The organism is Flavobacterium lipolyticum, from assembly GCF_020905335.1.
Taxonomy (GTDB): Bacteria; Bacteroidota; Bacteroidia; order Flavobacteriales; family Flavobacteriaceae; genus Flavobacterium; species Flavobacterium lipolyticum.
Window position 1 is genome coordinate 3,604,084 of record NZ_JAJJMN010000001.1, and the last position, 19,600, is coordinate 3,623,683.

Sequence of the window (19,600 nt, forward strand, 5' to 3'; positions counted from 1 at the left end):
AAATTCTTCTTTTATTCTTTCCTGCTTTTACCGAAGTCTGCTATCCTTTTATCTCCAGTAAACATCCATTCATCATTTTTCAGAGTTGCGTATTTTGCTTCAGTATTCCTTTTAAACTCATTCCGCTTTTATTCTATTTCCTGCAAAATCATTAAGCAGTAATAGTGATGTAAAATTGCGAATTACTCGTCGTTTTTTCGTTACATTTATTCGTGGAAGTATTGCATAATTCGCATTTTAGAGCCTTTAAACTTAAATAGCGTTCTGAAATAATTGTTAATTTGAATTTTTGTATTAAGTTTTTCTAATGTTATTTCGATAGGAGGTGTCGTAATTATCTCATTAAAGGTTAGTTAACAAATTTTAAATTTTAATAAGGTATTTTTCTTACAAAAATTATTGATAATATGATTCAAATAGTGTAGTTTTGCGCCCGAATTTATCTAATTGAAATCAAATTTTAATGAAAAAAACTTTACTCAGTTTATTACTTATTGCCATTACTTTTTCGGCCAAATCTCAGTCTTATCTGGGATATACACATGATAATTATGCAGGTGTACAAAGTGTTCTTTTTAATCCGGCTTCTATTGCCGATTCTCGTTTTAAAACCGATGTTAATCTGTTTTCAGTCAGTGGGACAGTAGCAAATGATCTTTATGGTGTTCGCCTTTTTGACGTGTATAAAAAAGGATATGATTTTGACAAGCAGTCTATCATGACACCGGCTAACGCCAACAATGGTTTGGTTAATTTTGATATCATGGGGCCTTCTTTCATGTTTAATATTGCTCCAAAACATACCATTGCTGTTTTTACAAGAGCGAGATCTATTACCAATGCCTATAATGTTAATGGTAGCCTTGTAAATGAAGTGAAAAATGGTTTAGATCATGCCAGTAACTTTAATTTTAACTTAGGTAATCCAAATGCAGTTTCTAATTCATGGGGAGAGCTTGGAGTTTCGTATGCTGCCGTTTTATGGCAGAACGATCAACATTTCTTAAAAGGAGGTTTAACAGCAAAATATCTTCAGGGAGGTGTAAATGGTTATGTTCAGGGTAGAGGAGTGAAAGTTTCATTTGTGGAGAACAAAGCCAATCCGAGAGCCAGTACACTTTTTTCTGAAGGAGAAGTAACCGTAGGAGCAAGCCAGGACTTTGATGCTAATGAAGATTACAAGTTTGATGCTAATTCAAATGGTTTAGGTTTTGATTTTGGACTTGTTTACGAATGGAGACCTGAATACAAAAAGTACGATCTAAACAAGGCAACTAGAGCCGACAATAACTTTCGTGATTTGAATAAATACAAAGTGCGTTTTGGTCTTTCGGTTACCGATATTGGTTCGATCAATTACAGGAATTCAAAATTAGATACCTATAATGTTACCGGAGTGGTAACAGAGAAAATGATCAACGATGCCGATAACTTGTATGATTTCCTGAACGAGCATTATACAAAAATTTCGACTTCTAAAGGAGCTAGAACCAACTTACCAACAGCAATTCACGCTGATGTAGATTGGAACATGTACAGAAAATTCTATTTAAATTTAAATGGAGATATCAGTATGGTGAGTGATTCTAAATTAAACGGAAGCAGTATTGCCAATCGCGTGAGTTTAACGCCTCGTTACGAAAGCAGATGGTTTAGTTTTTATGTACCGATGACCTGGATGGAATACAGCGGAATGCAGGTAGGATCAGGAATTCGTTTGGGAGCTTTCTTTATTGGTTCAGGTTCTGTTCTGACCAATTTGGTTTCAAAAGAATCCAAAGCGGTTGATTTTCATCTTGGGGTAAAAATTCCGGTTTATCAGAAGAAATTCAAAGATACGGATGAAGACGGAGTAATCGATAAAGAAGACTCTTGCCGAAAAGTAGCAGGTCCGGAAGAAAATAACGGTTGTCCATGGCCAGATACAGACGGAGACAAAGTTTTTGATAAAGATGATGTTTGCCCAAGTGTTGCAGGTCCTGTAGAAAATAAAGGATGTCCTTGGAAAGATAGTGATGGAGATACTTTACTAGACAATGTAGACGCTTGTCCTGCAGTTGCCGGTCCGGTAGAAAACAAAGGTTGTCCTTGGCCGGATACTGACAAAGATGGCGTTTTAGACAAAGACGACGCTTGTCCGGATGTTGCTGGTCCTGCAGAAAATAAAGGATGTCCTGTTTTAGATGCTGATAAAGACGGAGTTTTGGATAAAGATGACGCTTGTCCGTTAGTGTATGGTCCTGCAGAAAATAAGGGTTGTCCTAAAGTTACAAAAGAAACATTAGCACAATTAAAAGTAGAGGCGAAGTCTATTTTCTTTACAAGCGGAAAAGCAACTTTAAGCGACGCCAAAAAAGGAGAGAATTCAGGTCGATTAGATGCAATCAAAGAGATCCTGAAAAATTATCCAAATGCTAAGTTTGCGATTAACGGACATACAGATAACACTGGAAATCCAAAAGCCAATAAGAAATTATCTGAGGCAAGAGCAAAAGTAGTAATGGATGCTTTGATTGAAAAAGGAGTAAATCCGGCTAACTTAAGTTCGCAGGGATTTGGATCTGCAAAACCGGTTCAGTCTAATAAAACGGCTAAAGGAAGAGCAGAAAACAGAAGAACAGAAATTGTATATTTAGGTAATTTGTAAGCCTAAACAGAATATAAAACCAAAAAGCCATTCGTAATTGAATGGCTTTTTTTATTTTTGCATACTTCTAAAATAGAATTATTTCTACTCTATTTGGAGAACTAAAAAATCAAGAATGACAACACAACAACTACACGAACAAATTCTTTTAAAAAAATCATTTTTATGCGTTGGATTAGATCCTGATCTGACTAAAATTCCGCCACATTTATTAGAAACCGAAGATCCAATTTTTGAGTTCAATAAAGCAATAATTGATGCCACGCATGATTTAGCAATAGGGTACAAGCCCAACACTGCTTTTTTTGAGGCTTACGGATTAAAAGGATGGCTTTCACTTCAGAAAACCATAAACTACATCAACGAGAATTTTCCGGAAATGTTTACCATTGCCGATGCAAAACGTGGTGATATAGGTAATACATCAAGCATGTATGCCAAAGCTTTTTTTGAAGATTTAAATTTCGACAGTGTAACCGTTGCTCCTTATATGGGGAAAGATTCGGTAGAGCCTTTCCTGGCTTTTGAAAACAAACATACTATTATGCTGGCTCTGACTTCAAACGAAGGAGCATTTGATTTTCAGACGTTAAACGTTAACGGAAAAGAATTATACAAACAAGTTTTAGAAACGTCTAAAACCTGGAAAAATAGCCACAACCTTATGTATGTGGTAGGCGCTACAAAAGCGGAATATTTTACTGAAATCAGGAAAATTGTTCCGGACAGTTTTTTATTGGTACCGGGAATTGGAGCTCAGGGCGGAAGCTTATCTGAAGTTTGTAAGTACGGAATGAACGATAAAGTTGGTTTGTTAGTCAATTCAGCGAGAGCCATTATCTACGCCTCAAAAGGAACTGATTTTGCTGAAAAAGCGAGAGAAGAAGCTTTGAAAGTTCAAAAAGAAATGGCTGTAATTTTAGGTGATAAATAAAGTTTACAGTTTATAATCTTAGTTTTCAGCCTCAGTTTTCAGTCTCAGTGCTTGTTGTGGTCGAAAACTGAGACTGCGACTGTAAACTGCAACCGAAAACTAAAACAAACATGAAACAGTTACAAGATCAGCTTGGTACTTTACATACTTTCGAAACAGCCCCAAAACGAATTATTTCTTTAGTTCCTTCTCAGACCGAGTTGCTATACGATTTGGGTTTAGAAGAAAAAATAGTAGGGATAACAAAGTTCTGCGTGCATCCGTATCATTTTAAGTCGACTAAAAAAATGGTTGGAGGAACGAAGAAGATTCATCTTGAAAAGATAAAACTGCTCCAACCCGATATTATCATTTGCAACAAAGAAGAAAATACGCCCGAGATTGTAGCGCAGTTAAGTACTATTTGCCCGGTTTGGGTGACCAATATTGTTTCAATTGAGGATAATTTTCAAATGATTTCTGATTTTGGACAGCTTTTCAATTGCAGAATCGAAGCTCAGAAATGGAGCAATAAACTGCGCTTCGCTTTAGACGATTTTAAAAAATACGTTCAGGACATTCCTGAGAAAAAAACGGCTTACTTTATTTGGAAGAATCCTTATATGGTAGCAGGTAATGACACCTATATTAATGAGTTATTAAAACTGAATCACTTTCAGAATATTTACGGTGATAAAGGCCGCTATCCGGAAATTGAACTCCGGAAAATGCGTCTGGAAGGCGATCCTGATTTGGTTTTTCTTTCTTCGGAGCCTTATCCATTCAAAGAAGAAGATGCTTTTGAAATAGGACGTTTTACCCATCATGCCAAAACTATTTTCGTCGATGGCGAAATGTTCTCCTGGCACGGAAGTCGATTGTTAAAGGCTTTTTCATACTTCAAATTACTACACGAAAGACTTAAAAATTAGTTTCAGGTTTTCGTTGTTTCAGGTTGCTTTACTTTGAACATAATTTAACCGCTAAGTCCGCTAAGATTTTTCGCAAAGTTCGCAAAGTTTTATATGTATAAAGCTTTGCGAACTTTCTGTTTTATGCAAAATCATGGGCAAAAAAACTTTGCGGACTTTGCGGTTAAATACACAATTCAATAATCCTAAACCGCATATTAGTTTCAGGTTTTCGTTGTTTCAGGTTGCTTTACTTTGAACATAATTTAACCGCTAAGTCCGCTACGATTTTTCGCAAAGTTCGCAAAGTTTTATATGTATAAAGCTTTGCGAACTTTCTGTTTTATACAAAATCATAGGCAAAAAAACTTTGCGGACTTTGCGGTTAAATACACAATCCAATAACCTTAAACTGCATATCAAATTAGCCCAAAAAAAATGCCGGCATCTCGAAGACGCCGGCATCATTTAACTAACCAAAACCAAAATAATAAATAACCAGTTTATTACACTACAAAGATCCAACTTATATGGATGTTTTGCTGTTAAGGTTTTGTTATTACTTTGTTGGACATAAGTTAAGATTCTTTAATGTGCTGTTTTGAGCTTTCTGTAGTGTTAAATAATTTTTGGCTATTAAAATATAAAAACAATCAATTTTGTTTATTAATATCGCAAAGATAAGTTTGTATATTTGATAAAGTGTTATATATCAAGGATGTGTGATTTCTTAAAAAAATTAGCATTTGATATAAAACAGTTAATTCTAATCAAAAAAAACAGAAAACAATGAGTGATTCAAACGAAAGTAAATGTCCTTTCCATAATGGACAAATGAAAGAAACTGCTGGTACAGGAACCTCTAATAAAGATTGGTGGCCAAATCGTTTAAATTTAAATATACTGCGTCAGCATTCTAGTTTGTCGGATCCGATGGAAAAAGATTTTAACTATGCGGAAGCATTTAAAACGTTAGATCTGAATGCGGTTAAAAAAGATCTTTTTGACCTGATGAAAGATTCTCAGGATTGGTGGCCGGCAGATTATGGTCATTATGGTCCTTTATTTATTCGTATGGCGTGGCACAGCGCAGGAACGTATCGTATATCAGACGGTCGTGGAGGTGCAAGTTCGGGGAATCAGCGTTTTGCTCCTCTTAACAGCTGGCCGGACAACGGGAATTTAGATAAAGCACGTTTTTTACTTTGGCCAATAAAACAGAAGTATGGAAACAAAATCTCCTGGGCCGATTTGATGATCTTAACAGGTAACTGCGCTTTAGAATCTATGGGATTTAAGACTTTTGGATTTGCAGGTGGAAGGGAAGATGTTTGGGAACCGGAACAGGATGTGAACTGGGGGTCAGAAATAGAATGGTTGGCTACTAGTGATAAACCATTTAGCAGGTATAGCGGTGATAGAAATCTGGAGAATCCACTTGCGGCTGTACAAATGGGATTAATATATGTAAACCCTGAAGGTCCGGATGGTAACCCGGATCCACTAGGTTCCGGTAGAGATATTAGAGAAACTTTTGCAAGAATGGCAATGGATGATGCAGAAACTGTGGCATTAGTAGCGGGAGGTCATACATTCGGAAAAGCGCATGGTGCCGGTGATGCAGCATTAGTTGGAGCTGAGCCGGAAGGTGCCAGCATAGAACAAATGGGAATGGGCTGGAAAAGCAGTTTTGGCAGCGGAGTAGGCGGAGATGCTATTACCAGTGGGATTGAAGGAGCCTGGAAACCAAATCCGACTACCTGGGATAATGGTTTTTTTGAAACGTTGTTTAAGTACGATTGGAAATTAACCAAAAGTCCTGCAGGAGCTCATCAGTGGACACCAACAGATGAAAGCGCTGCTACAACAGTAGAAGATGCTCACAATCCGGCCAAACGACATGCACCGATGATGACAACAGCTGATATGGCACTGAAATTAGATCCTATTTACGAACCAATTTCAAGAGATTATTTCGAGAATTTCGACAAATTTGCTGATGCTTTTGCGAGAGCATGGTACAAATTGACGCACAGAGATTTGGGCCCCGTTTCCCGTTATTTAGGGCCTGAAGTTCCAAGTGAAATATTAATTTGGCAAGACCCGATTCCTGCGGCTAAAAGCGAGTTGAGTTATAATGATATTGCCGCTTTAAAAGATAAAATTCTTTCCAGCGGACTTTCTATTTCAGAATTAGTAAATACGGCCTGGGCATCAGCTTCTACATTCCGAGGTTCTGATAAACGTGGAGGAGCTAATGGCGCCCGTATTCGTTTTGAACCACAAATTAGCTGGGAAGTTAATGGAGGAGGACAAGTAAAAAAGGTATTGGCTGTTTTAGAAGCAATACAAAATGATTTTGCTAATTCAGGAAAATCTGTATCTATTGCCGATTTAATTGTTCTGGGAGGATCTGCAGCTATTGAAAAAGCAGCATCAAATGCCGGTTTATCTGTAGATGTTCCTTTTACACAAGGAAGAGGTGATGCTACTTTAGAGCAGACAGATGTACATTCGTTTGAAGTATTGGAGCCAAAAGCAGATGGATTCCGAAACTATAAAAGTGCCAAAACAGGAGCCATTACCGAAGAACTTTTAATAGACAAAGCACAATTGTTAACCTTATCTGTACCTGAAATGACAGTGTTGGTGGGAGGTTTAAGAGTGTTGAATGCTAATTATGACGGTTCTAAACATGGCGTGTTTACCGCAAGTAAAGAAACATTAAGTAATGATTTCTTTGTGAATCTCTTAGATTTAAGAACGGCCTGGAAAGCCAGTGATGAAACCGGTGAAGTTTTTGAAGGACGTAATCGTACTACGGGAGAGGTTAAATGGACAGCAACACGTGCCGATCTTATATTTGGTTCTAATTCTGAACTTCGTGCTTTAGCTGAGGTATACGCCAGCAGTGATGCCAAAGGGAAATTTGTTAAAGATTTTGTCTCAGCATGGACTAAAGTAATGAATCTGGACCGATTTGATGTACGTTAATAAAAGGTTCTAAGGTTCTGAGGTTCTGAGAGACAAAGGTTCTAAGAGACAAAGGTTCAAAGGGACAAAGGTTCAAAGGGACAAAGGTTCAAAGGGACAAAGGTTCTGAGTTTTGAACGTATATTTTTTAAAAGTTAACCCGACTAGTTTTTTTTAAAACCTGTCGGGTTTGTTTATTTAAGAGGGAAATCTATGTCCCTTTGAACCTCTGCGGCTTTGAGCCTAAGAAAAAACAACCGTTTTGTTACTGTAAACTATTGTTTTTCTTTCGGCATGTAATTTTATCGCTCTGGCTAAAACGATACGTTCTAAATCACGCCCTTTCATAATAAAATCCTCAACGGAATGTATGTGCGAAACTCTCGCAATGTCCTGTTCAATAATTGGCCCTTCATCCAGTTGTTCCGTCACGTAGTGGCTGGTTGCTCCAATAATTTTTACCCCTCGTTTAAAAGCCGAGTGATAAGGTTTAGCACCCGGGAAGGCCGGTAAAAACGAATGATGAATATTAATGATTTTATTTTCGTAAAGCGAAATCAATTTAGGGGTAACGATCTGCATATAACGTGCCAGGACAATGAAGTTAATCTGGTATTTTTTTAACAGTTCAATTTGTTTGGCTTCACCTTCTTCTTTATTGTCTTTTGTAAATGGAACACAGTGAAACGGAATATTAAATCGTTCGGCTACTGATCGCAACTCGTTATGATTACTAATAATGACAGGGATTTCTATATTTAATTCGTTAGCACTGTAACGCCCAAGAATATCAAACAGACAATGATCGTATTTGGAGACAAACAGAGCCATTTTAGGTTTGTGTTCCTGATTGTACAATTCCCACGACATATTAAAGTCGGTAGCAATCGTTTTTGAAAAATCTTCTTTTATCGATTCGGCGCTCACATGTAGATTGGTGAGTTCACATTCCAGTCGCATAAAAAAAACATTTTGCTCTACATCAACATGTTGATCGATATAGGTAATGTTTCCTTCGACTTTAGCAATAAAAGTGGTCACTGCGGCAATGATTCCTTTTTGATCTTTGCAGTGCATCAGAATGGTTATTTTTTGCATTTTGGTTTAGGTTATTGGTTAATCATTTAATTGCTAACTGTAAATCCCGATTACACAAATCAACGATTAAACAGTTAAACCATTAAAAGCTATTTTTTGTCCTGCATAGCAAAAACTTTCTTCAACAAAGGAGATGTTCTTGCATTGATGTTGGTACGAATGTCTTTTTCTTCTACAGCAATCATTTTAAAAACACCTGCTAAAGCCTGATTTGTTGTATAATCAGTCAAATCCGGGTTTACTTTTCTTACCAAAGGAATGGTATTGTATTTTTTGATTATGTTTGTCCAGATTACATCAGCACCTACTTTTTCAAAAGAAGTTTTGATTACCGGATTGAATTTGCTGTACAAAGCGGTTGTTGTACTGTTTTGTAAATAACTGGTTGCAGCACTTTCGTTCCCCAATAAAATGTTTTTTGCATCGGTAAACGACATGTTTTTAACCGCAGAAACAAAGATTGGTGTAGCTTCTTTAACAGCATCTTCAGCAGCACGATTCATTGCTTTTATACCTTCATCGGCAAGAGAGGATAAACCAATTTTTCGTAAAGTAGCGTCAACCCTTTGTAATTCTTCCGGCATTAGGATTTTTACCGCTTCATTTTTGTAAAAACCATCCTCAGCGGTTAATTTGCTTACTTGCTGTGTAATTCCTTTGTTCAGGGCTTCCTTTAATCCCGAGGCAATATCAACACCGCTGTTACCTTTGATTTTTGATGACAATTGAGATAATTGATCTAAGGTTTTTTGTACCTGAGCATTAGAAGTGAAAGAAAACGTAAGCGTAAGTAACAGAAGTAGAATCTTTTTCATTAAAGTGTAATTTTATAAGTTTTCAAAAATACTACTTATTCAAAAATAAAGCCACAATTTTATTTCCGGAGAACAAACAATTTGTTGCAACCTTAACAATGGGGTTTTGGAGGATCTAAGGTGCTGAGGTTCTGAGGGGCTAAGCTTTTATTGTTTTCAGAACTTTATTACCTCAGAACCTCAGCACCTTAGTACCTTTTTGAGCAAATAGATTCTATAAATGCAAAAGCGGTTCAATTGTTTAAATTGAACCGCTTTTAATTTCTTGTACTTTGTAGGTACTAAATGTGTTTTTATTTTTGTATTACAAATTTACCGTCTTTCTCACAGTAAACATCATTCGAGTTAGATTCGTATTTTTTAAAGCATGAATCTCCTGTTTTCTCCACTAGAATAAAGCTGTTATTATACGAAATGAATTTTAACTCAACACCTTTATCAGTAGTAATTGTTGTTTTATCATTAACTACTACAAAATCAACTTCTCCGTTATCCTTGTAAGCCCAAACTTTTGCTGCGGTTGGATCATTAGATTCCATGATACTTCCTTCTGCATGATTGGCAAAACGATCGGTTTTTAATTTTCCTGTCAGTTTTTTATCATTTTGAGACACGCTTCCATTGATATAGATAAAGTAAGCCGAATCAAATGTTGGGTTTTCAACTTTAGCAGTTAAGTTTTTTTGATTAACCGTCATTAAACTTGTAATATTTGCTTGAGCTTCGCCTGGCCATAAACTCATCATACCGGCACCTTGTTTAGCTGTTTCAAGATATTCTAAAGATTTATCAAAGTTTAACAGAAACATTTGTGTTAAGGCTAAGTTCAGGTAAATTACTTTGTTGTAATCTTTCGGCTTTAATTTTTTGTATTCTTTACCAACATAACTCAAATAGAATTTTTCTAATTCTGAAAGGTAGGATTGGTCTAAAGAATTGGCAGCAATTTTGTTTAAAAATTCATCTGTTTTAGTGTTAAACTCAACAAGTTCATTAAACTCCTCCGCTTTTTCAAATAAACCGTAGTTTAAAGTAAATTCTTTTTCAGTAATAAGAATGTTATTGTCAGTAAGGTATTTATATCCTATATTATTCAAATCGCTGGCTAAGCTTTGATTTGGTTTTCCGTTAACATAAGTACCAGAATACATTCTGGCATTTGTACCTTTTTCATATAAGATTTCATTGTTTTTTCCTAAAACTAAATATTTGAAATCTCCATCTAAAAGGTAAGTACCATTATCGGCTCTTTTATAAGTAGCTCCTTTGTACCCCATTAAAACGCGAACGTCGGGATTGGTTGTGTCTTTTTTAGTGTAATCTTCAATTGTATTTTTAGTAGCATTATGCTCATAAGTTTTTGAATTCTTCTTGGCATACGTTGCATTCCAGGTGTCATCTCCCTGTATGATGATGTTATATGTTTTAATGTTTTTAAAGGAATCTGATTTTGGGATGGTAATTTTAACTTTTTTCTTGTTAGTGTCTGCTTTTTGAGCATAAGAAGTACCACTGATTAGGGCTAGCAGTAATAATAATGTAATTTTTCTCATAGGTTTATTTTTGCCCAAATATAGGAATATGACAGTGAAGCTAACTACTAAAGAAGATGTTTTTAAATGAAAAAAAAAGCCTTGCTGAATAAACGGTATTGCATCAGTTACTTAAGGAGTTGGATATTAGAATTAGTATGAAATAGGGTCTGTTTTGAATAAAATTTAATTTGAAAGAATTATACGATATATAAATAAGGGACAGTAAAAATTAGCTGAATAAGATAGCCTATTCGAATATTATTTTTCCAAAATTGCCACAAAAAGGATGAAGTTATTTTTGAAACCACTTAGCCCCTCAGAACCTAAGTACCTTTTCTAAAAGATCCTTCCTTCAAGATTTTTCCTGGATATCTGTTTAATTCCCGTATTGGTATAGGAGTAGCTGGAGGCTTCCGTCCATTTCCAATTGAAATTAGTGCCACCGTCTATAGCGGCTGCCGAGTAGATGATTTTAATATTATCATTTGTAGTGGCCATTTTTAACCATAGAAAAAATTCTCTGGTGTTGGCTAAGGTTTCATTTTTGGTACAGGTCTGCAGGTCTTCTAAAACGTCCGGATCCTCTTTGAACCATTGTTTTAAAAATCCTAAATGCGTTTCAGAGCATTGATACCCCAGATTGAGTGCCCAAAGGAATTTACATTTCAGATTGCTTTCATCGGCTTTTTTATCACCATCCCAATGACATTCATGATCCAGGCTTGTAGTGATGAATCCTAGCGCTGCCCGCTGTGGATCGGTTAAGGTTTTGATATAATCTTCATTGAGCTGCAAAACACCTTTTTTGTCTAACCAGAGGATCTTAACATAATCAACCTGATTGGCAGCAGTCTTACTTTCAGGTTGCTTTTGTGAGGTATTTGGCTGGGGTGTTTGGGAAAAAATACAAGAATAAAAACTTAGAAAAAGGAACAAAAAAAACGGACGTAGATTCATAATGTAGTATCGTAAACGGGGTTTAGGTGAAGGTATTTTGTTTGTTTTTTATTTTTTTAGCAAATCAATTTTTTCTTTAGTGTCTTCGACATAAAGACTCATTTCATCGTATTTCCATGTTCCATTTTTGGTTCCCACGACGTATAAAGTTCCTCTGCTTTTAGAACCTCTTATTGGAATTTGTAAGTTGCAATGTTCTATACTGTTGCTTGAATTAACGCTGCCTGAGGCAACTCCGTTGTCTTCGATTGGACTGCCCAATTTCTCCAGCACTATTGCATTATGCTGTGCTTCGTTCATGGCAGCTTTATAAGAATCAGATTCTTTGAGCATGGTGGTAACTCCAAAGACAAGTGCGGCTATAAACACACCAAACAGCACCACGAGGCTTAAACATCCGGTTGGAACAAACCATTTCCAGTTTCTGTCCCACCAGCTTTTTCTAACTTCAGTATAATCGTCTTCCATAAAAAAAAAGGGTAATTTTTAGATTTGTATTTGAGTTATTAAAGATACTATTATTCTTCCAAACTCTAAATTCAAATCTAAAATTACCCTATTAAAAATTACAGCTTTAATTAATGATCATTTGATGAAGTGAACTAACTAATTGACTAAATTTTAGTTAGATACTACTCCTGTCTGAGGAGAAACCGTTTTGTTTAATTCGGCATCTCGCTCATAAACATCCTGAAAGAAACCAATTTCTCCATTTTCATTGACCAGCGAAGTAAAATAAGTAATATAAATAGGTACTTTTTTAGTTAGTTTAAAACTGTTTTCTGTTTTGCCCGCCATAGCTTTATCTATTTTATCGGGAGTCCATTCAGGATAATCTTTAAGCATGGCAGTAGCTAATTCTTTAGCCATTTTTACGTTTATACAACCATGGCTGAACGTTCTTTTTTCAAAATCGAATAAAGTTTTAGACGGAGTATCATGCATATAGATGTCATCAGGGTTCGGAAACATAAATTTTACTAATCCTAATGAGTTTTCAGGACCCGGTTTTTGTCTCACTTGGCCATTTACAATTTCCATATTATGTTTGGCCAAATAATTTTTATCCTCAGCGATTTTACTTTTCAACTCATTGTTTACAATACTTTGCGGAACGGTCCAGTAAGGGCTAAAAACGATTCTCTCAATTTCGCCATTAAAAATGGTTGTTTTGGTTAATGGTGCTCCAACAAAGACACTCGAAGACAGTTGTACTTTCCCGTTTTTTACATAAATCAATTCGTACGAAGGAACGTTGACTAAAACATACTCATCGCAACCAGCCATTTGATCCGAAATAGTACGACATCTCTCCATGTTAAGTTTTAGGGTCTCCATTTTATCGGCAAGAGGAACATTCATTTCTTTAATATGTTCTTCTGCTAAAATATAGTTAGGTTTGAAACCGTTGCGAACTTTATATTTCATTACAGCATCCATTAATTCACGGTCGTAAACGTTACTTTTAGAATCCTTTTTTAAATCTCCCAATAAGTATAAACGCGTTCTGACTTGGACGATAGTATTTGAAACAGCATCCGGACGTAAATCTTTATAAGGTGTTTCTTCCGGAACAATAGGTTTCCATTTATTAGAACGGTCTAGTTTTTTATATTTTTTCAGAACGTCCTGTAATTTATAATATTGATCATAGGTTACTTTAACATTTTCAGCGGTCGATGTAGTGGCTTCTTCAATTGTACTGTAATTTAAAAAATCTTTCAGCATAGCATCATACGATATTTTTTTCCCGGCATCTGCATTACTTTTTTTGGCGTAAGCAATATATAAAGAACTCAAAAGCATATCTGCATCTATTTTAGACAACTTTGTTGCTGAAGAAGAAAAAAGAGCATCGATTTCTTTTTGATAAGGAACAACCAAATCATTCATTTTTTTAGCTTTTTGATATAATGCAGAACCAAACTCATTGATGGCATCTTCATCAAACCAAATTGTTCCCGGAGTTCTGTTTTTGTATAATGACATGACATCAGACTTATATTTTTTCAAATCAGAATATCTTTTAAAGAAGTCATTTGAAATTTCGTTTACATTATCAGAACCTGAATTCTTGTAAACGGGTGCGACAGTTGAAGTTTTTTTATAAGAAACGTTCTTATGATCCGTTTTGGCAAAAGAAGACACAAAAAAACTTAGAACTATAATTAGGCTGAGTGGATATGATGTTTTCATTTTTTAAATTTTTACGGTGTTACTTTTGTAGGTAGTTTTAAGTAAAAATTTGGGGTTTTTCTATACTACTAAATTACTTTATAGTGTTGATTTATAGGTTCTTGTATTTTGTTTAAATATTTCAAGATTACCATGTTGTTAACATTTTTATAAGACTTATATAGGATAAATCAACTTAGTATTCAATTTGTTACCCCTCTAAAAGAAAAAAGATTCTTTTTTTTGTTAACAAAAAGATATTAGCATGATCAAATGTTGTAATATTTTGTAAATTGCTCCCTTAAAATTATCATATTCATAAAATGGAACAACAAATACCATATATTCCTAAAAATAAAGTAAGAATTGTAACCGCAGCCTCTCTTTTTGACGGACATGATGCAGCGATAAACATTATGCGTCGTATTATTCAGTCAACCGGAGTTGAGGTAATTCACCTTGGGCACGACCGTAGTGTTGAGGAAGTGGTGAATACTGCTATTCAGGAAGACGCGAATGCGATTGCGATGACATCGTATCAGGGAGGACATAATGAATATTTTAAATACATGTATGACTTGCTGCAAGAAAAAGGAGCAGGACACATTAAAATTTTTGGAGGCGGAGGCGGAGTAATCCTTCCAAGCGAAATTTCAGAATTACACGAGTATGGTATCACGAGAATTTATTCTCCGGATGATGGGCGTTCTTTAGGTTTGCAGGGAATGATCAATGATTTGGTTCAGCGTTCCGATTATCCTATTGGAGATCAGTTAAACGGAGAAATCGATCATATCGAAAATAAAATTCCAACGGCAATTGCACGTTTGATTTCGGCAGCGGAAAATTTTCCTGAAATCGCAAAACCTGTTTTTGATCAGATTCACGAAAGCAATACCGATTCTAAAATTCCGGTTCTTGGAATTACCGGAACGGGTGGAGCCGGAAAATCATCTTTAGTGGATGAACTGGTTCGTCGCTTTTTAATTGATTTCCCTGAGAAAACTATCGGATTGATTTCTGTCGATCCGTCAAAAAGAAAAACAGGAGGAGCATTACTGGGTGACAGAATCCGTATGAATGCCATCAACAATCCTCGTGTGTATATGCGTTCGCTGGCGACACGTCAGTCGAATTTAGCTTTATCCAAATATGTTGCTGAAGCCATTCAGGTTTTAAAAGCAGCAAAATACGATTTGATCATTCTTGAAACTTCAGGAATCGGACAATCCGACACCGAGATTATGGATCACTCTGATGTATCTCTATATGTAATGACACCGGAGTTTGGAGCAGCAACACAATTGGAGAAAATTGACATGCTTGATTTTGCCGATTTGGTAGCTTTGAACAAGTTTGACAAAAGAGGGGCATTAGACGCCATCCGTGACGTTAAAAAGCAGTACCAGCGCAATCATAACCTGTGGGATAAAAATCCGGATGAAATGCCGGTTTTCGGAACCATCGCTTCTCAGTTTAACGATCCGGGAATGAACACGCTTTATAAAGCGATCATGGACAAGATTGTAGAGAAAACACAATCGGAGCTCAAATCTACTTTTCAGATTACGAAGGAAATGAGCGAGAAAATCTTCGTGATTCCGCCACACCGAACCCGTTATTTATCTGAAATCGCAGAGAACAACCGATCTTATGATGAAATCGCAGCTTCACAGCAAAAAGTAGCACAGAAATTATACGGAATCTTTAAAACCATAGAATCGGTTTCAGGGAAAGTTCCGCAAATTAATAAAGCAGGAATCGATGAGGACAGCGTCATCCTGAGCGAAGCCGAAGGATTAGACGAAAACAGAATCTTTTTAAATCTTTTACTCAATCAGTTTGATAAGGTGAAAATGGATCTTGATCCGTACAATTGGGAAATTATTCTGAATTGGGATGAGAAAGTAGCCAAATATAAAAATCCGGTATACAGCTTCAAAGTACGTGATAAAGAAATTAAAATCGTGACCCATTCAGAAAGCTTATCGCATTTGCAAATCCCAAAAATTGCTTTGCCGAAGTACGAAGCCTGGGGGGATGTATTACGTTGGAATTTACAAGAAAACGTTCCGGGAGAATTTCCGTTTGCGTCAGGATTGTACCCGTTCAAACGTGAAGGCGAAGATCCGTCAAGAATGTTTGCAGGTGAGGGCGGACCGGAAAGAACCAACAAACGTTTTCATTATGTGAGTGCGGGATTACCGGCAAAACGACTTTCGACTGCCTTTGATAGTGTGACTTTATACGGAAACGATCCTGATATTCGTCCTGATATTTATGGAAAAATCGGTAATGCCGGAGTTTCGATTTGCTGTTTGGACGATGCTAAAAAACTGTATTCAGGTTTTGATCTGGTTCATGCTTTAACCTCGGTAAGTATGACCATCAATGGACCAGCGCCAATGTTGTTAGGATTCTTTATGAACGCGGCGATCGATCAGCAATGCGAATATTACATCAAAGCCAATGATTTAGAAAAAGAAGTTGAAGCTAAAATCAACAAAATATACAAGGAAAAAGGAACAGAACGTCCGAAATACCAAGGTGATTTACCAGAAGGAAACAACGGTTTGGGATTAATGCTTTTGGGGGTTACCGGAGATCAGGTTTTACCTTTGGAAGTGTATAACGATATCAAAGTAAAAACCTTATCACAAGTTCGTGGTACGGTTCAGGCCGATATTTTAAAAGAAGATCAGGCACAAAACACCTGTATTTTCTCTACCGAATTTGCTTTGCGATTAATGGGTGACGTTCAGGAATATTTTATTACGCAAAACGTTCGTAATTTTTACTCTGTTTCGATTTCAGGATACCATATTGCTGAGGCAGGAGCGAACCCAATTACACAGTTGGCTTTTACGCTTTCGAATGGTTTCACTTACGTGGAATATTACTTAAGCCGTGGCATGAACATCAACGATTTTGGACCAAACTTATCGTTCTTCTTCTCAAACGGAGTAGATCCTGAATATTCAGTAATTGGACGTGTGGCACGTAAGATTTGGGCAAAAGCCATGAAAAACAAATACGGAGCCAACGAAAGAGCGCAAATGCTAAAATATCATATTCAAACTTCCGGGCGTTCCTTACACGCACAGGAAATTGATTTTAATGATATTCGTACCACTTTGCAGGCTTTGTATGCGATTTACGACAACTGTAACTCATTGCATACCAACGCATACGATGAAGCGATTACCACACCAACTGAAGAATCAGTGCGTAGAGCCATGGCGATTCAGTTGATTATCAATAAAGAATTAGGTCTGGCGAAAAATGAAAACCCAATTCAGGGATCGTTCATCATCGAAGAATTAACCGATTTGGTAGAAGCTGCCGTTTTACAGGAATTCGACCGCATCACAGAGCGTGGTGGGGTATTAGGTGCTATGGAAACCATGTACCAGCGTTCTAAAATTCAGGAAGAAAGTTTGTATTACGAAACCTTAAAACACAACGGAGATTTCCCAATTGTGGGTGTAAACACCTTCCTGAGTTCAAAAGGATCTCCAACGGTAATTCCGGCAGAAGTAATTCGAGCCACCGAAGAAGAAAAACAATATCAAATTACGATGCTCGATAACTTACACCAATTTCACGAAGCAAAAGTAAACGAGCACCTGCGCCAACTACAGGAAGCCGCCATTAAAAACGAAAATTTATTCGCCCATTTAATGGAAGCAACTAAGGTTTGTTCGCTGGGGCAGATTACTTCGGCCTTGTTTGAAGTAGGCGGGCAGTATAGAAGGAATATGTAGAAATATAAAATTGGAACAATTTTAGAAACGCATTTGATGATTTGATCAAGTGCGTTTTTTTTTATTGGATAATGATATTTATAGTATAAAAATCATTATATATTTACCTTTTGAATAGAGAAAAAAGCTATTTTAAACATAATCGTATTATAAATTCTGAATGAAAACAAAATTACTTTTACTTTTTTTACTTTGTACAATTACCGAAATGAATGCTCAACAGAAAATCTATGATTTTACGAGCTATCCGTGGAATTTTAAGAAATTTAATGATAAGATTATATTTGAAGCCAGTGAAGAGAATATCGGTCGTGAAATATGGCAAAGTGATGGAACTGCTTCAAATACAAAATTATTAAAAGATATATATTCAGGCCCTGAATCTTCAAGCGCTGGCTCGTTTAGGAAAGGTAGTACAGTTCTAAATAATAATTTTTATTTTATAGCAAGAGACGTAAGTTCTTCTGGAGAAATATGGAAAACAGATGGAACTACTGCTGGTACTGTGAAAGTGACAAATTTTCTTAATGGAAGAGCTTTGAATCTTACAACAGTTGGAAATGCTATTTTCTTTTTAGTACAATTAGATATTTATACCTCGCAAGTTTGGAAAACAGATGGAACAAAAGAAGGAACCGTACTGCTTAAAGATAATTTGATTGCCTGGAATGGGACAAGTTTTCAAGGGAAATGTAATAACAATTTTATCTTTACGATTTCACCTGCCGGAGGTGTTGATTCAGTGGTGTGGAGAAGTGACGGAACTTCTGAAGGAACATACCCTATTACAGCTCCAATTGATGGGAATGGATCAGATCCTAGAGGAACACATGGTTTAACACAATATATAGAACATAATAATAAGTTGTATTTCGTTAGTAGATATTTTCTGTACGAAACAGATGGAACTCTCGAAAATACAAAAATTATAGGAAATGTTTGGAATGCACAACGGAATCTGGTACAATACAGCACTGTTATTGAAGTAAACAATAATTTATACTTTATGTTTTTTTCTGCTGAGCTGTATAAACTGTCGATATGGAAATTTGATTCAGTAAATAGAAATGTAACCGAAATATATAGTAAAAATAGTCTCAAGTATTTCTCTCCTTCAAATTTTGCTAAAAATGATAATTCGTTGCTTTTTTCGTCACCAAATGAGAACGGAGGTACATCTTTAGTATCATTAAACCTTGCTAATTACACAGAGTCAAATTTAGGGGAATTATCAAATGGTATACCCAAACCTTCCTTTATCTATTCGGAGAAGGATACTTCTACTATTTTTAAATTTAATAATGATGAATATTTTATAGCTTCAGTAGATAAAGATTGGTTTACGAAAGGGTATATTTTAGATTTGAAATTAAACAAACTTCAGTATAGTAGTGCATTAGATAATGTATTGAATGTTGTTTCTTATGGAGACAATCTATACTATTCAAAAGATAACAAATTATGGAAATACTCTAATAACTTAAGTATTCCATTAATAGAAAGTGGGTCATCTCTGGTATTTTATCCAAATCCCGCAACTGACTTTGTAAACATACAGGATGAATATAAAAATGATGTTGAAAATGTTCAGATTTTTGATTTAAATGGAAAGGTAGTAAGCGGTAAAACTGATTTTGCTAATGATAAAATAGACGTGTCTAGGTTAAATCAGGGAACTTATATTTTGAAGGCTAAGGTTAAAGGAACTGTAATTTCAAAAAAAATAATAAAAAATTAAAATCTCCATGCTAGCGCGAGCCCCCGCTAGCGCGAGCGTCCCGCTCGTGAACCCAAAGTTTATAAAAAAAATAA

Annotated in this window: 12 protein-coding genes; 6 read left to right on the forward strand and 6 right to left on the reverse strand. The window is 35.9% G+C overall.

What is annotated here, in order from left to right; all coding sequences use genetic code 11:
• Positions 1 to 463: 463 nt before the first annotated feature.
• From LNQ34_RS15405 to katG, 4 genes are all read left to right on the forward strand, one after another.
• Positions 464 to 2,647: a DUF5723 family protein gene (locus tag LNQ34_RS15405; protein ID WP_202703909.1), complete on the forward strand. Its 2,184-nt coding sequence runs from the start codon at positions 464 to 466 to the stop codon at positions 2,645 to 2,647.
• Between the two features lie 115 nt (positions 2,648 to 2,762).
• Complete coding sequence (gene pyrF / locus LNQ34_RS15410; protein WP_202703910.1) at positions 2,763 to 3,581, forward strand: orotidine-5'-phosphate decarboxylase; 819 nt, start codon at positions 2,763 to 2,765, stop codon at positions 3,579 to 3,581.
• A gap of 110 nt (positions 3,582 to 3,691) precedes the next feature.
• Positions 3,692 to 4,492 carry an ABC transporter substrate-binding protein gene (locus tag LNQ34_RS15415; protein WP_230000366.1) on the forward strand — a complete coding sequence of 267 codons (801 nt, stop codon included), beginning with the start codon at positions 3,692 to 3,694 and terminating at the stop codon, positions 4,490 to 4,492.
• A 768-nt stretch (positions 4,493 to 5,260) separates the two neighbouring features.
• Positions 5,261 to 7,465, forward strand: coding sequence for a catalase/peroxidase HPI (katG, locus tag LNQ34_RS15420; RefSeq protein ID WP_255664435.1), 2,205 nt, complete (start codon positions 5,261 to 5,263; stop codon positions 7,463 to 7,465).
• A gap of 222 nt (positions 7,466 to 7,687) precedes the next feature.
• Here katG and purU read toward each other — a convergent pair whose 3' ends face one another.
• The 6 genes from purU to LNQ34_RS15450 all read right to left on the reverse strand — a co-directional run bounded on the left by purU (position 7,688) and on the right by LNQ34_RS15450 (position 14,045).
• Positions 7,688 to 8,542, reverse strand: a complete 855-nt coding sequence (gene purU / locus LNQ34_RS15425) for a formyltetrahydrofolate deformylase (RefSeq protein WP_230000367.1) — start codon at positions 8,540 to 8,542, stop codon at positions 7,688 to 7,690.
• Positions 8,543 to 8,631: 89 nt separating this feature from the next.
• Entirely contained in the window at positions 8,632 to 9,357 is a 726-nt protein-coding gene (locus LNQ34_RS15430; protein ID WP_202704352.1) for a DUF4197 domain-containing protein, read from the reverse strand.
• Between the two features lie 293 nt (positions 9,358 to 9,650).
• Positions 9,651 to 10,910: a hypothetical protein gene (locus LNQ34_RS15435; protein ID WP_230000368.1), complete on the reverse strand. Its 1,260-nt coding sequence runs from the start codon at positions 10,908 to 10,910 to the stop codon at positions 9,651 to 9,653.
• Between the two features lie 318 nt (positions 10,911 to 11,228).
• Complete coding sequence (locus LNQ34_RS15440) at positions 11,229 to 11,849, reverse strand: hypothetical protein (protein ID WP_202704350.1); 621 nt, start codon at positions 11,847 to 11,849, stop codon at positions 11,229 to 11,231.
• Positions 11,850 to 11,897: 48 nt separating this feature from the next.
• Entirely contained in the window at positions 11,898 to 12,317 is a 420-nt protein-coding gene (locus tag LNQ34_RS15445; protein ID WP_202704349.1) for a cytochrome c oxidase assembly factor Coa1 family protein, read from the reverse strand.
• 153 nt (positions 12,318 to 12,470) lie between these two features.
• Positions 12,471 to 14,045 carry a L,D-transpeptidase family protein gene (locus tag LNQ34_RS15450; protein WP_230000369.1) on the reverse strand — a complete coding sequence of 525 codons (1,575 nt, stop codon included), beginning with the start codon at positions 14,043 to 14,045 and terminating at the stop codon, positions 12,471 to 12,473.
• A 302-nt stretch (positions 14,046 to 14,347) separates the two neighbouring features.
• On the opposite strand from LNQ34_RS15450, the gene LNQ34_RS15455 reads away from it, so the two are divergent.
• A complete protein-coding gene (locus LNQ34_RS15455; protein ID WP_230000370.1) occupies positions 14,348 to 17,788 on the forward strand; it encodes a methylmalonyl-CoA mutase family protein in 3,441 nt (1,146 codons plus the stop codon).
• 160 nt (positions 17,789 to 17,948) lie between these two features.
• Complete coding sequence (locus tag LNQ34_RS15460; RefSeq protein ID WP_230000371.1) at positions 17,949 to 19,526, forward strand: T9SS type A sorting domain-containing protein; 1,578 nt, start codon at positions 17,949 to 17,951, stop codon at positions 19,524 to 19,526.
• Positions 19,527 to 19,600 lie beyond the last annotated feature (74 nt).

Bases quoted from the DNA above. Each gene is read 5' to 3' on its own strand.
- pyrF (WP_202703910.1), top strand. From the start codon at position 2,763: ATGACAACACAACAACTACACGAACAAATTCTTTTAAAAAAATCATTT.
- purU (WP_230000367.1), bottom strand. From the start codon at position 8,542: ATGCAAAAAATAACCATTCTGATGCACTGCAAAGATCAAAAAGGAATC.
- LNQ34_RS15405 (WP_202703909.1), top strand. From the start codon at position 464: ATGAAAAAAACTTTACTCAGTTTATTACTTATTGCCATTACTTTTTCG.
- LNQ34_RS15440 (WP_202704350.1), bottom strand. From the start codon at position 11,849: ATGAATCTACGTCCGTTTTTTTTGTTCCTTTTTCTAAGTTTTTATTCT.
- LNQ34_RS15430 (WP_202704352.1), bottom strand. From the start codon at position 9,357: ATGAAAAAGATTCTACTTCTGTTACTTACGCTTACGTTTTCTTTCACT.
- LNQ34_RS15435 (WP_230000368.1), bottom strand. From the start codon at position 10,910: ATGAGAAAAATTACATTATTATTACTGCTAGCCCTAATCAGTGGTACT.
- katG (WP_255664435.1), top strand. From the start codon at position 5,261: ATGAGTGATTCAAACGAAAGTAAATGTCCTTTCCATAATGGACAAATG.
- LNQ34_RS15455 (WP_230000370.1), top strand. From the start codon at position 14,348: ATGGAACAACAAATACCATATATTCCTAAAAATAAAGTAAGAATTGTA.
- LNQ34_RS15415 (WP_230000366.1), top strand. From the start codon at position 3,692: ATGAAACAGTTACAAGATCAGCTTGGTACTTTACATACTTTCGAAACA.
- LNQ34_RS15445 (WP_202704349.1), bottom strand. From the start codon at position 12,317: ATGGAAGACGATTATACTGAAGTTAGAAAAAGCTGGTGGGACAGAAAC.
- LNQ34_RS15460 (WP_230000371.1), top strand. From the start codon at position 17,949: ATGAAAACAAAATTACTTTTACTTTTTTTACTTTGTACAATTACCGAA.
- LNQ34_RS15450 (WP_230000369.1), bottom strand. From the start codon at position 14,045: ATGAAAACATCATATCCACTCAGCCTAATTATAGTTCTAAGTTTTTTT.